At 59.1% G+C, this 12947-nt stretch carries 11 protein-coding genes; 3 read left to right on the forward strand and 8 right to left on the reverse strand.

Translation table 11 applies throughout. The features are described from left to right. The first annotated feature begins 61 nt into the window (after nt 1–61). The 3 genes from leuS to holA are packed head-to-tail and all read left to right on the forward strand — an operon-like array spanning nt 62 to nt 4252. Nucleotides 62–2692, forward strand: a complete 2631-nt coding sequence (gene leuS / locus LZK81_RS22825; protein WP_233954786.1) for a leucine--tRNA ligase — start codon at nt 62–64, stop codon at nt 2690–2692. Next, complete coding sequence (locus tag LZK81_RS22830; RefSeq protein ID WP_233954787.1) at nt 2682–3233, forward strand: hypothetical protein; 552 nt, start codon at nt 2682–2684, stop codon at nt 3231–3233. The genes leuS and LZK81_RS22830 overlap by 11 nt, the downstream gene beginning before the upstream one ends. Beyond that, a complete protein-coding gene (gene holA / locus LZK81_RS22835) occupies nt 3221–4252 on the forward strand; it encodes a DNA polymerase III subunit delta (protein WP_233954788.1) in 1032 nt (343 codons plus the stop codon). The genes LZK81_RS22830 and holA overlap by 13 nt, the downstream gene beginning before the upstream one ends. A gap of 10 nt (nt 4253–4262) precedes the next feature. Here holA and LZK81_RS22840 read toward each other — a convergent pair whose 3' ends face one another. The 8 genes from LZK81_RS22840 to hemE all read right to left on the reverse strand — a co-directional run bounded on the left by LZK81_RS22840 (nt 4263) and on the right by hemE (nt 12875). Beyond that, complete coding sequence (locus LZK81_RS22840; protein ID WP_233954790.1) at nt 4263–5144, reverse strand: ParB/RepB/Spo0J family partition protein; 882 nt, start codon at nt 5142–5144, stop codon at nt 4263–4265. Nucleotides 5145–5171: 27 nt separating this feature from the next. Further along, the gene (locus tag LZK81_RS22845) at nt 5172–5963 is read right to left on the reverse strand and encodes a ParA family protein (RefSeq protein WP_233954791.1); all 792 of its coding nucleotides are present in this window, start codon (nt 5961–5963) and stop codon (nt 5172–5174) included. 15 nt (nt 5964–5978) lie between these two features. Continuing rightward, nucleotides 5979–6596, reverse strand: coding sequence for a 16S rRNA (guanine(527)-N(7))-methyltransferase RsmG (gene rsmG / locus LZK81_RS22850; RefSeq protein ID WP_233954792.1), 618 nt, complete (start codon nt 6594–6596; stop codon nt 5979–5981). Continuing rightward, on the reverse strand, nt 6597–8477 hold the full coding sequence (gene mnmG / locus LZK81_RS22855; protein WP_233954793.1) for a tRNA uridine-5-carboxymethylaminomethyl(34) synthesis enzyme MnmG: 1881 nt from the start codon (nt 8475–8477) through the stop codon (nt 6597–6599). It abuts the gene before it with no gap. 44 nt (nt 8478–8521) lie between these two features. Further along, nucleotides 8522–9826, reverse strand: a complete 1305-nt coding sequence (gene mnmE / locus LZK81_RS22860; protein ID WP_046611873.1) for a tRNA uridine-5-carboxymethylaminomethyl(34) synthesis GTPase MnmE — start codon at nt 9824–9826, stop codon at nt 8522–8524. A gap of 85 nt (nt 9827–9911) precedes the next feature. Continuing rightward, nucleotides 9912–11177 carry a transcription termination factor Rho gene (gene rho / locus LZK81_RS22865; RefSeq protein ID WP_105404823.1) on the reverse strand — a complete coding sequence of 422 codons (1266 nt, stop codon included), beginning with the start codon at nt 11175–11177 and terminating at the stop codon, nt 9912–9914. A gap of 193 nt (nt 11178–11370) precedes the next feature. Then, a complete protein-coding gene (gene hemJ / locus LZK81_RS22870) occupies nt 11371–11865 on the reverse strand; it encodes a protoporphyrinogen oxidase HemJ (RefSeq protein WP_046611915.1) in 495 nt (164 codons plus the stop codon). 47 nt (nt 11866–11912) lie between these two features. After that, the gene (gene hemE / locus LZK81_RS22875) at nt 11913–12875 is read right to left on the reverse strand and encodes a uroporphyrinogen decarboxylase (protein WP_418936511.1); all 963 of its coding nucleotides are present in this window, start codon (nt 12873–12875) and stop codon (nt 11913–11915) included. Nucleotides 12876–12947: the final 72 nt, after the last annotated feature.

Genomic DNA, 12947 nt, shown 5'->3' on the forward strand with positions numbered 1-12947 from the left:
AGGGTTTCATGGTGAAGGTCTCGCCCGACTCTTGATCCTGTTTTCCCGGAATATCATTGAAATGGCGACTGAACGTTATAATCCGCGCGATGCCGAGCCCCGTTGGCAGCAGACCTGGAACGATGCCAAGGTTTTCGAAACCGACAACAGCGATCCGCGCGAAAAATACTACGTTCTGGAGATGTTTCCCTATCCGTCGGGCCGCATCCACATGGGCCATGTGCGCAACTACGCCATGGGCGACGTGGTGGCCCGCTATAAGCGCGCCCGTGGCTTCAACGTCCTGCACCCGATGGGCTGGGACGCTTTCGGCATGCCGGCTGAAAATGCCGCCCGCGACAACAAGGTGCATCCGAAGACCTGGACCTATCAGAACATCGAATCCATGAAGGCGCAGCTGAAGGCCATGGGCCTGTCGCTCGACTGGTCACGCGAATTCGCCACCTGTGATGTCGAATATTATCAGCAGCAGCAGCACCTCTTCCTCGACATGATGGAAAAGGGCCTGGTCTACCGCAAGCAGTCCAAGGTCAATTGGGATCCTGTAGACCAGACGGTTCTGGCCAACGAGCAGGTCATCGACGGCCGCGGCTGGCGCTCGGGTGCGCTGGTGGAGCAGCGCGACCTGGTGCAGTGGTTTTTCAAGATCACCGATTTCAGCCAGGACCTCCTGGACTCGCTCGAAACGCTCGATCAGTGGCCGGAAAAGGTCCGGCTGATGCAGAAGAACTGGATCGGCCGATCCGAGGGCCTGACGGTTCGCTGGGAAATCGTGAGTTCGACGGCACCCGCCGGCGAAAGCGAAGTCGTGGTCTACACGACCCGTCCCGACACGCTGTTCGGTGCGTCGTTCCTGGCCATCGCCGCCGACCATCCGCTGGCCAAGGCCGCAGCCGCGCAGAATCCGGCTATCGAAGCTTTCGCCGAGGAATGCCGCCATCACGGAACCTCGCTCGCAGCGCTGGAAACGGCCGAGAAGAAGGGCATCGACACCGGCATCCGGGTCAGGCATCCGCTCGACCCATCCTGGGAACTGCCGGTCTACGTCGCGAACTTCGTGCTGATGGATTACGGTACAGGCGCAATCTTCGGCTGCCCGTCCGGCGATCAGCGGGACCTCGATTTCGCCCGTAAATACGGTCTGCCCGTTGTACCAGTGGTCATGCCTAAGGATGGCGATGCCGCGACCTTTACCGTCGGCGACACCGCTTATGTCGATGACGGCGTGATGATCAATTCGCGCTTCCTCGACGGCAAGACGACCGACGAAGCCTTCGAGATCGTGGCCAACCGCCTGTCGGAAACGATCGTTGGCAACATGCCGCAGGGGGAGCGCAAGGTGAACTTCCGCCTGCGCGACTGGGGCATCTCGCGCCAGCGCTACTGGGGTTGCCCGATCCCGGTCATCCATTGCGATGATTGCGGCGTCGTGCCGGTGCCGAAAGCGGACCTGCCGGTCAAGCTGCCGGACGACGTGACCTTCGACCTGCCGGGCAACCCGCTCGACCGCCATCCGACCTGGCGCCATGTCGCCTGCCCGCAATGCGGCAAGCAAGCCCGCCGCGAGACGGACACAATGGATACGTTCGTCGATTCGAGCTGGTATTTCACCCGCTTTACCGCGCCTTGGGAGAAGGATCCGACCGATCCGGCCGTCGCCAACCGATGGCTGCCGGTCGACCAGTATATCGGCGGCATCGAGCACGCGATCCTGCACCTGCTCTATTCCCGTTTCTTCACCCGCGCCATGCGCGAGACCGGCCATGTCGAGGTCAAAGAGCCCTTCAAGGGCCTCTTCACGCAAGGCATGGTCGTGCACGAAACCTATCGCCGTGGCAGTGGCCCGAACGGTGAATGGGTGGCCCCGGCCGACATTCGCATCGAGGAAGTGGACGGCAAACGCCGCGCCACCATGCTCGAGGGTGGCGAGGAAGTCACCATCGGCTCCATCGAAAAGATGTCGAAATCGAAGAAGAACGTTGTCGATCCGGACGATATCATCGCCTCCTACGGTGCCGATACCGCACGCTTCTTCGTACTTTCCGATTCTCCGCCGGACCGCGACGTCATCTGGTCGGAAGCCGGCGTCGAAGGCGCTCACCGCTTCACCCAGCGCCTGTGGCGCCTGATTTCGGAAGCCTCCGAAAACTTGGCCGGCGTCGATCCGGTGCCGGCTAAGGACGGAGAAGCTCTGACGCTCTCGCAGCTTGCCCACAAGACGCTGAAGGCGGTTCAGGGCGATTACGACAAGCTCTCCTTCAACAAGGCCGTCGCGCGCATCTATGAGCTTGTGAACGCACTTGCGGCGCCGCTCGCCCGGGTCGCAGGCGGCGAGGGCGATGCGGCCTATCGGGGATCCGTCCGCAACGCGTCGGAGATCCTGATCCAGCTTGTCGCCCCCATGACGCCACATCTGGCCGAAGAATGCTGGGCGGTTCTCGGCAACAAGGAACTGCTCTCCCTGGCTGCCTGGCCGCAATATGACGAAACCCTCGTCGTCGAGAACGAGGTCACACTGCCGGTCCAAATCAACGGCAAGAAGCGCGGCGAATTGACAATCGCGCGCGACGCGGATCAAAGTGCGGTCGAAGCTGCGGTTCTGGCGCTGGATGCGGTCAAAGCGGCGCTTGAAGGCCGGGCGCCGAAGAAAGTAATCGTCGTCCCACAGAGGATCGTAAACATTGTCGTTTGACCGCTCTCTTCGTCGTTTTGGGTTCGTATCCAGCCTGGTAATGCTGACAGTGCTCGCCGGCTGCCAGGTTCGCCCGCTTTATTCCGAGGCTTCCGGCACAGGCGAGCGCCTTGCCTCCGTCGGCTTCGAGCAACCCCGCACCCGTCTCGACCAGGTTGTTCGCAACCATCTCGTCTTCCTGACCTCTGGTGGTGCAGGCGAGTCGACTCATCCCGCCTACAACGTAAAACTGGCAATAAATAGCGCTGCCTCGAGCATCATTGACGACGACAACGTGTCTCCAACCGGCGTACCGGTCCCCGGCCGCGTCCAGGTGCAAGGCACCTACACGATTAGCCGCATCAGCGACGGGCAGGTGCTGAAATCCGGCAAACGTCAGGTCGTTGCGCTCATCGACATCTCCGGCCAGGCCTACGCAGGCCTCCGCACCATTCGAGACGCCGAAAATCGCGCCGCAAGGGAACTTGCTGAGTTCATCCGCGCCGAGATCGCGATTGCGCTTTCGCGCGAACCTCAGCCGCAGACGGTATGGCAGAAGTAAAATCCCACGAATTCGATCGGTTTGCCGAGAAGAGTGCGGAAATCTACAAGATTTTTGTAATCTACGGCCCGGATCGTGGCCTGGTTTCCGAACGTGCGGCACTGATCGCGGGCAAGACGGGCATCTCCCAGGATGATCCGTTTGCGATGCTCAAGCTCGACGTTTCGGACCTGCAGGGCGACCCGGGGCGGCTTCTCGATGAAGTGAATTCAATGGGCCTTTTCGGCGGCTCGAAGCTCGTCTGGCTGCGTGGCGCTGCCAACGAAAAACCGCTTCTGGACGCGATGCAGATTTTGGCTGACGGCCCGGCTCCAGCCAACATCCTGATCGTCGAGGCCGGCGACCTCAAGAAAGGGAGCGGGCTGCGCAAGATCGCTGAACCCTCCCGATCCATCGCTGTCGTTCCCTGCTACGCGGACGATATCAAGGCTTTGAACAGCCTCATCGATTCGGAATTGGGGAGCGAAGGCCTCAGGATCAGCCCTAACGCCCGCCAGAGGCTCCTGGAACTGCTTGGAGGAGACCGCGTGGCCTCCCGGAACGAGATCCGTAAGCTCGCGCTATACTGCCGTGGCACAGGTATGGTCGAAGAGGCGCAGATCGATGAAATCATCGGCGACGCGAGCGCAGTTTCAGCCGATGAAGCCGTCGATGCAATCCTTGGCGGCGATTTGCCCGCTCTGCATCGCGCCATCCAAAAGATCGTCTCGTCGAAGACACCGGTTTTTCTCGTCCTGCAATCCTGCCTGAAACAATTCCAGCTGCTGGATCTGATGAAGGCGGAGATGGAGGAGAAGAAGCTCCAGACCGCCCAGGTCATGATGACGCTCGGCAGGCATATTCACTTCAAGCGGAAGCCGATCGTGGAAAAAGCGCTGAGAACCTGGAGTTCGTCGGCGCTTGCTCGTGAAACGGAGAGATTGCAGGCAGCAATTCTGATGTCGCGACAGAGGCAGAGCCTCGAACCCAGCATTGCGTTTCATACGCTGATGGCCACAGCTATTCAGTCAAGCCGTTGAATAGACTAAGTTATCTCCGCTCGAGAAGGCGACATATTTCTTCGAGTTGCTCAAGCGTGCGGTAACTGATCCTGATCTGCCCGCTACCGTTCTTGTGGTTGATCTTCACATCCAGACCAAGCGAATCAGAAAGCGTGCGTTCCAACGCAAGGGTATCGGAGTCCTTTTGTTCCGCTTTCGAAACGTTTGCGGGCTCCGATTGAGCCTTGATGTCATTTTGAGCCAACTTCTCAGCATCGCGAACCGACATACCCTTGGCGACAATCGTACGTGCCAGCGAAACCGGGTCCGATGTGGTGATCAGCGCACGGGCGTGACCCGCGGAAAGGCTGCCTCCCGCCAACATCTCGCGAACCGGCTCCGGTAACTTCAGCAGACGGAGGCTGTTGGCCACATGGCTTCGGCTTTTGCCGATGATTTCGCCAAGATCATTCTGGGTATAACCATGCTCGGCAATTAGCTGATCATAACCCAGCGCTTCTTCCAAGGGATTGAGATCTGAGCGCTGGACGTTTTCAACGATAGCAATCTCAAGCGCCGTCCGATCATCCACATCGCGAACGATGACCGGAATTTCGACTAGGCCGGCCAGTTGAGCCGCACGCCAGCGGCGTTCGCCGGCGATGATTTCAAACTGTTCGACACCACGCGGCCGAACAACGACCGGCTGCACGATACCATGCTGACGAATCGAGCTTGCGAGATCCTGCAGCTCACCCTCGTCAAAGCTCCGGCGCGGGTTCTTCGGATTGCGCGACACATGCTCGATCGGCACCATGCGATCCGGATTGACGCTACGGGCACCACTGTTGACCGGTGCCGGCTGGTCCATCTCACCGATAAGAGCTGCAAGGCCGCGCCCGAGGCGCCGTTTCGAAAGGTCGTCGTTCATTCTCACTACTCACTTGTCTGCAAAGCTTCAGGCGGCCTTGCGCCGACGTTCCCGCTGGATGACTTCAGAAGCCAACTGCAAATAGGCCTGGCTGCCGGCGCATTTCAAGTCGTAAAGGATCGCCGGCTTACCGTACGAGGGCGCTTCCGAAACGCGAACATTGCGCGGAATCAACGTATGGTAGACCTTCTCCCCCAGATGCGTCCGAACATCGTTGACGACCTGCTGGGCGAGGTTGTTTCGCGCATCGAACATGGTCAGAACAATTCCCTGAATGTCGAGCGAGGGATTAAGGCTGCGACGCACCTGATCGACGGTTTCCAGCAGCTGACTCAAGCCCTCGAGAGCAAAGAACTCACATTGGAGAGGCACAAGAACAGAATGAGCCGCCGCCATGGCATTCATCGTCAGCAGGTTAAACGATGGGGGGCAATCCAGCAGGATGTAGGAATAGGCCAAGGCATCACCGCCATTCAGGGCACTTCGAAGCTTGAACGCCCGATCGGAGGCCTGGGAGATCTCCATCTCGAACCCGAGTAGATCCATCGTTGAAGGGACGATGTGAAGGTTCGGAACAGCCGTTGCCAGCGCAGTCTCGGCAATGGAATTGTAACCCATCAGCAGGTCATAGGAGGAGATCTTGCGATCACGGCGCTCAATGCCCAGCCCGGTGCTGGCATTGCCCTGCGGATCGAGGTCCACGATCAGCACACTCTCGCCGATAGCGGCGAGCGCCGTGGCCAGGTTGATCGCCGTCGTCGTCTTGCCGACGCCACCTTTTTGGTTGGCAATCGTGATGACCCGATTTCTTTCAAACATGCGGCACCTGAAAATCTAGGGTTCTTTGTGCCTCAAATTGCATATCTCGAGGATAATTGAATCCGGCTCGACGGCACTCCGATGTTTTATCAGATCGAATACCCAACGACCACGGGCTTTCTCGACTTCTGCCTCGTAATCCCGGCCTTTATGAAAAAAAGCTCTTGTTTCTTTGTCGATCATCCACGCCGATGTGTAGGAAAGAAGCGGATCGAGCTCTGCAAGAGCCCTGGCCGAGATGCGCTCGCAATCTGGAAGAGCCTTTGAGGCCGATTCGATTCGCAACGGATGGACAGAACCTCTGGCACCCGTCTCGCTAAGCGCCACTCGAAGAAACGCTGCCTTTTTCTGATTGCTTTCCACCAAGTGAACCCATCCCTCCTGCGCCTCGGCCAGAAAGATCGCGGTTATGATCCCGGGGAAGCCTCCTCCAGAACCGAGATCCAGCCATTTGCGGGGTTGGGGGGAGAGCTGGAAGATCTGAGCGCTGTCAGCAATATGCCGGCGCCACAACTCGTCCAGCGTCGATGGCGCCACAAGGTTGATGGCCTTCGCCCACTTCTGGAAAAGCGATGAGAAATGCTCAAGCTTCTCTTGCGTTTCACGTGAAACACTCTTGCCGTTCAGAAGCATTTACAGGACTCGCTTGAGGCGATGTGGTGCAGCTTCTTCTTTCCGAAGTAGCGCCAGGATGAGAGCTAGGGCGGCTGGCGTCATCCCGTCAACCTTTCCCGCTTGTGCAAGATTCTCCGGATTTGCCGACGACAGCTTCAGCTTAAGTTCATTGGAAAGTCCCGGAAGTACTGTGAAATCAAAGCCTTGCGGTATAATGCGGGCTTCGTCGCGATGGGTAGCATGGATATCGGCCGCCTGCCGATTCATGTAAACCGCATAGGACGCTTCGATCTCCAAGGCTTCTCCAACCTTGGGCGGTAACTGTGCGAATTCAGGCCATATGGCCGTGAGGCCCGACAAGGATTGATCAGGATAGGCCAGCAACTCATAAGCAGTTCGGCGCTGCCCATCCTTGTTTAGCTTCAGGCCGTGGCCATTGGCTTCGTTGGGAGTCAGATTACGGGATCGGAGTAATTCTCGACCTGCATCCAGCGCCTGCGTATAGGCCCGAAACTTCGCCGCCCGCGCTGGCCCGACACAGCCCAGTTCGATCGCCTTTTCCGTCAGGCGAACATCCGCGTTGTCGGCCCTGAGCGACAGCCGGTATTCGGCACGCGACGTAAACATCCGATAGGGTTCAGTCACTCCGCGGGATGTGAGATCGTCAATCATCACGCCGATATAGGATTCGGCGCGGCTGAAATGATAGGTCTCACTGCCAGACGCCCTTTGCGCCGCATTCAAGCCGGCAACCAAACCCTGCGCTGCTGCTTCTTCGTAACCCGTTGTGCCATTGATCTGCCCAGCAAGAAAAAGCCCCTGAATCTTCTTCAATTCCAAGCCCGCGGTCAGTTCTCGGGGATCGACGTGATCATATTCGATCGCGTAGCCCGGCTGCATGATCGTCACCGCCTCCAGACCCGGAATGGTTCGAATGAACGCTTCCTGGACATCGGCGGGGAGGGATGTTGAAATGCCATTCGGATATACCGTCGGATCGTCCAAGCCTTCCGGCTCCAGAAAGATCTGGTGCCCGTCGCGCTCGCCGAAACGGACGATCTTGTCCTCGATCGAGGGGCAATAACGTGGACCTACTCCTTCGATCTGGCCGGAATACATCGCGGAGCGGTGGATATTGTCTGAAATGATCTTGTGGGTCGCGTCCGTTGTGCGCGTGACGCCGCAGGCAATCTGCCTTGTTTTGATCTTGTCGGTCATGAAGGAAAAAGGAACCGGCTGTTCGTCCGCCTCCTGCAAGCCGACACGGCTCCAATCGATCGTATTTCCATCCAGCCGCGCCGGAGTACCGGTTTTCAGCCGACCCAGGCGTAAGCCAAATCGCGCCAGGGTCTCAGACAATCCCAGGGAAGGGGCTTCACCGACACGGCCCGCAGGAATCTTCTGGTCACCAATGTGAATCAGGCCGCGAAGAAAAGTGCCAGTTGTCAGAACAATTGTTCCGCATCCGAATCGACGTCCGTCTTTCAGTTCAACCGAGCCGACTCGCCCGTCCTCGATCCCTATATCGAAGGCGTCTCCCTCGATCACGGTGAGATTGGGGTGGTCGAAAATTTCACGCTGCATCGCCAGGCGGTAAAGCTTGCGATCGGCCTGGGTCCGTGGCCCGCGCACCGCAGGTCCCTTCTTGCGATTGAGAAGCCGGAACTGGATGCCGGAGGCATCCGCCACGCGGCCCATCAAGCCGTCAAAGGCATCGACCTCACGCACAAGATGGCCCTTGCCGAGACCGCCGATCGCAGGGTTGCAAGACATCACACCGATGGTCTGTCGGTTATGCGTTATCAGCGCGGTGCTGGCTCCCATGCGCGCGGCCGCACTCGCTGCCTCGCAGCCAGCATGCCCTCCGCCGATGACGATGACGTCGAATGTCGTTTCCATTTGCCTACCTTATGAAACAGCACGGCCGCTCTGTTTCACGTGAATCACTTACCGATGCAGAACTGCGAAAAAATCACGTCAAGCAGCTGCTCCACATCTACCCGGCCGGTGATGCGGCCCAGCGACGATGCTGCGGCCCGGAGGCTCTCGGCCCGAAGATCGAGCTCTCGGCCGTTTAACGCTTCTTCGATGAAAATGGAAGCCTCTTTCAGGTACTGAAGGTGTCGCTGCCGGTTGGGAACCAGCGATCCGGACCAGGTTTCGCGGAGCTTTTCCAGGATCAGCGAACGAAGCTCGTCCAGCCCATCCCCCGTTTCGCTGGAGATATTCAGATCGTACGCAGCCGACGGGCGGCGTATATCCGCCTTGGTTCCAACCCGCAGCACCTCCGCGGTCACCCTCTCGAGGATCTGTTTCGAGTCCGAATCGATCTCTTCGAGCTGCAGGACGAGATCGGCCTGTTCGATCGCTATTCGCGCCCGCCGCACACCCTCCTGCTCAACGCGATCCTCGCTTTCACGAAGCCCCGCCGTATCGAAGAACCGCACAAGATAGCCATCCATGTCCACGTCGACATGCAGAATATCCCGCGTGGTGCCGGCAATCTCCGTGACGATAGCGACATCCCGTTTCGCCAGCGCGTTGAGAAGACTGGACTTGCCGGCATTCGGAGGACCTGCGATGACCACCTTGTATCCGTCGCGAATGATCTCTCCGGCTTTCGCTGAGGCAATATGCTTCTCGATCTCGAGATAAAGATCCGCCACCTCAGTCCAGACCCTGTCCGAAACCGATCCGGGAACGTCATCCTCATCCGCGAAGTCAAGCTCCGCCTCGATCAAGGCCCGCGCTCGGGTCAATCTCTCGGCCCATTCCATATAGAGCGCCGACTGCCCGCCAAAACCCTGTTCGACCGCCAGCCGCCGTTGCATCTCGGTCTCAGCGGCAATCAGATCCGCGAGGCCCTCGACCTCCACCAGATCCAGCTTTCCGTTTTCGAAGGCTCGACGGGAAAACTCCCCCGCTTCGGCCAGACGAAGCCCGATGGCCTCCAGTTCCCGATAAACGGCGGCAACGACGGCACGGCTGCCATGCAAGTGTATTTCAACACAGTCCTCGCCGGTAAAGGAACTCGGGCCCGGAAAGGTCAGAACCAGAGCCTGATCGATGATCGAACCGTTGCGGCTCCGAATCGTCCTAAGCGCAGCCTTCCTGCCCATCGGCAGGTCCCCTACCAAAACCCCGGAGGCGTCGAATGCCTGCGTCCCGCTTATCCGGATAACCGCAACGCCGGCGGGGAGAGTCCCGCTGGAGTTGGCATAGATCGTATCGTTGAGTGCCTGGATCATGCAATCAATCTATCAGAGACGGCTCCAAACTGAAAAGCGCCCGGTAGAACCGAGCGCTCGTCGTCTTTGCGAATCCGGCTAAGGATCAGGTGTTCATCGAGTCGAAGAAATCGCCGTTGGTCTTCGTCTGTTTCAGCTTGTCGATCAGGAACTCGATCGCATCCGTGGTGCCCATCGGGGCGAGAATACGGCGAAGCACGAAGATCTTCTGGAGATCCTGGCGCGGCACCAGCAGGTCTTCCTTACGCGTACCTGACTTGAGGATGTCCATCGACGGGAAGATGCGCTTGTCGGCGACCTTGCGGTCGAGCACGATTTCCGAGTTGCCGGTGCCCTTGAACTCTTCGAAGATGACTTCGTCCATGCGGCTGCCGGTGTCGATCAGCGCGGTCGCGATGATCGTCAGCGAGCCGCCTTCCTCGATGTTACGGGCGGCACCGAAGAAGCGCTTCGGGCGCTGCAGGGCGTTGGCGTCCACGCCGCCCGTCAGGACCTTGCCGGAGGAGGGCACGACGGTATTGTAGGCGCGGCCAAGGCGGGTGATGGAATCGAGCAGGATGACGACGTCGCGGCCGTGCTCGACCAGGCGCTTTGCCTTCTCGATGACCATTTCGGCGACCTGCACGTGGCGCACGGCCGGTTCGTCGAAGGTGGAGGAAACGACCTCGCCCTTGACCGAGCGCTGCATGTCCGTGACTTCTTCCGGCCGTTCGTCGATCAGCAGGACGATCAGGTAGCATTCCGGATGATTGGCGGTGATCGAGTGGGCGATGTTCTGCAGGAGAACGGTCTTACCGGTGCGCGGCGGCGCGACGATCAGGCCACGCTGGCCCTTGCCGAGCGGTGCCACCAGGTCGATCACGCGGGCGGAGAGATCCTTGGAGGTCGGAACTTCCAGTTCCATCTTGAACCGCTCGTTCGGGTAAAGCGGTGTCAAGTTGTCGAAATGGACCTTGTGGCGGATCTTTTCCGGGTCGTCGAAATTGATCGTGTTGACCTTGAGAAGGGCGAAATAACGCTCGCCTTCCTTGGGACCGCGGATCGGACCCTCGACCGTGTCGCCGGTCTTCAGCGAGAAGCGGCGGATCTGGGAGGGAGAGATATAGATATCATCGGGACCGGGGAGGTAGTTTGCGTTCGCGGAACGCAGGAAACCAAACCCGTCCTGCAAGACCTCGACCACACCTTCGCCGATGATTTCGACGTCCTGGCTCGCCAGAACCTTGAGGATCGCAAACATCAGTTCCTGCTTGCGCATGGTGCTGGCGTTCTCGACCTCCAGTGATTCGGCGAAGGTCAGCAAATCGGTAGGGGATTTGCTCTTGAGTTCTTGAAGCTTCATTTCAGCCATGAAGGGGGGGACCATATTGAGAATTTCGGGGGATGTAGGCGTGTCGGTGAAATTCGCTACCGCGGAAGATGAACCGGGGACGACGGGAAATTACACGCATGCCACGAGATGAGATGGGGAGGAAAATAGCGATTCACGTGGAACGCCGCAAGGGGCAAGACGGAAATCTTGCCAAAGAAAGAATATCCTCGCGTCAGAACGGTTTCACGATCACCAGAATGACGATCCCGATCATCAGAACGGTCGGGAGTTCATTCATCAAACGCCAGTAACGCGGCGTTCTTCGCGAACCATCGACCGCGAAGTTACGCACCGCGCGGCTGAACAGCACATGCACCATTGTGAGCAGCACGACAAGCCCGATCTTCGCATGCAGCCATCCGCCGCGAAATTCGTAGACGTCCCAGGCGAGGAAAAGACCGAGAACCCAGGTGATCATCATCGCCGGATTCATGATGATCTTCAGGAGCCGCTGTTCCATCATCTTGAAGGTTTCGGACTGCGCCGAACCCGGCTCCGCGTCGCTGTGATAGATGAACAGCCGCGGCATGTAGAGCAGACCGGCCATCCAGGACATCACCGCGATGACATGGAAAGCCTTGACGTAGAGAAGAAAATCATCCGGCTGAGCCAGATAGACCGCCACCAGGATGGCGACGAAGACGGCAAGTGCGATGAAGGCCCGCATTGCCGACCGCCGACCGGCTGTCTTGCCTGTCTGCAGCTCCTGCCCGCTCACATCTTCGCTCCGCGCACGCGCTCGATCAGTGTCGTCACGTGGTCAGGATTAGCTTCGGGCGTAATGCCATGGCCAAGGTTGAAGATCAGCGGCCCTTGCCCGAGTTTCTCGAGAATGGCGTCGATACCGTCGTCAAGCGACCTGCCGCCGGCGACGACCCGCATCGGATCGAGGTTGCCCTGAACCGGGCCGTCCTTCTGCAGCTCGGCAGCAAACGAAAGCGGCACCGACCAGTCGAGGCCGATCGCATCCGCATTGGTTTTCTGGCGATAGGATTTCAGGTTCAGGCCGGCGCCCTTGGCGAAGGCGATGATCTTTGCCTGCGGCCGCTGGCGGCGAACGATCTCGATCATCCGGGCGACGGGTTTCACCGCATAGGCTTCGAATTCCTTTTCGCCAAGCACGCCCGCCCAGGAATCGAAGATCTGCACGGCATCCGCCCCGGCATCGATCTGGGCGACCAGATATTCCGCGGAAATTTCCGCAAGCAGCGAAAGGAGCTTCTCGAAAGCCTCGGTATGCCGATAGGCGAAGAGCCGGGCAGGGGCCTGATCAGGCGTCCCATGGCCGGCGATCATATAGGTGGCAACCGTCCAGGGGGCGCCACAGAAACCGAGCAGCGTGGTCTCGTCAGGGAGTTCCCGTCTCAGACGGCGAACCGTTTCCATGACCGGAGCAAGATGGGCAAGAACTCCGTCGCCCCTCAGCGCCTGAATGCCGGCAACATCGATCGGATCCATCTGCGGGCCTTCGCCCTGCACGAACCGCACGTTCCGGTGAAGCGCATCCGGAATGACGAGGATATCGGAAAACAGGATCGCCGCATCGAAGCCGTAGCGCCGGATCGGCTGCAAGGTCACCTCGACAGCCAGATCCGGCGTATAACAGAGATCGAGAAAACTTCCCGCCGTCGCCCGCGTCTCCCGGTATTCCGGCAGATAACGCCCTGCCTGTCTCATGAGCCAGATCGGCGGTGGACTGATGGTCTTGCCTTCCAGCACCTGGATGATCTTCCGGTATGCGCCGGTCAA

It is taken from the genome of Neorhizobium galegae, from assembly GCF_021391675.1.
GTDB classification, from domain to species: Bacteria; Pseudomonadota; Alphaproteobacteria; order Rhizobiales; family Rhizobiaceae; genus Neorhizobium; species Neorhizobium galegae_B.

What these genes read in the sequence shown, in the direction of transcription:
- hemJ (WP_046611915.1), bottom strand. Translation starts at nt 11,865, where the DNA reads ATGCGGGCCTTCATCGCACTTGCCGTCTTCGTCGCCATCCTGGTGGCG.
- rho (WP_105404823.1), bottom strand. Translation starts at nt 11,177, where the DNA reads ATGGCTGAAATGAAGCTTCAAGAACTCAAGAGCAAATCCCCTACCGAT.
- hemE (WP_418936511.1), bottom strand. Translation starts at nt 12,875, where the DNA reads ATGAGACAGGCAGGGCGTTATCTGCCGGAATACCGGGAGACGCGGGCG.
- rsmG (WP_233954792.1), bottom strand. Translation starts at nt 6,596, where the DNA reads ATGCTTCTGAACGGCAAGAGTGTTTCACGTGAAACGCAAGAGAAGCTT.
- LZK81_RS22845 (WP_233954791.1), bottom strand. Translation starts at nt 5,963, where the DNA reads ATGTTTGAAAGAAATCGGGTCATCACGATTGCCAACCAAAAAGGTGGC.
- LZK81_RS22840 (WP_233954790.1), bottom strand. Translation starts at nt 5,144, where the DNA reads ATGAACGACGACCTTTCGAAACGGCGCCTCGGGCGCGGCCTTGCAGCT.
- leuS (WP_233954786.1), top strand. Translation starts at nt 62, where the DNA reads ATGGCGACTGAACGTTATAATCCGCGCGATGCCGAGCCCCGTTGGCAG.
- mnmG (WP_233954793.1), bottom strand. Translation starts at nt 8,477, where the DNA reads ATGGAAACGACATTCGACGTCATCGTCATCGGCGGAGGGCATGCTGGC.
- holA (WP_233954788.1), top strand. Translation starts at nt 3,221, where the DNA reads ATGGCAGAAGTAAAATCCCACGAATTCGATCGGTTTGCCGAGAAGAGT.
- mnmE (WP_046611873.1), bottom strand. Translation starts at nt 9,826, where the DNA reads ATGATCCAGGCACTCAACGATACGATCTATGCCAACTCCAGCGGGACT.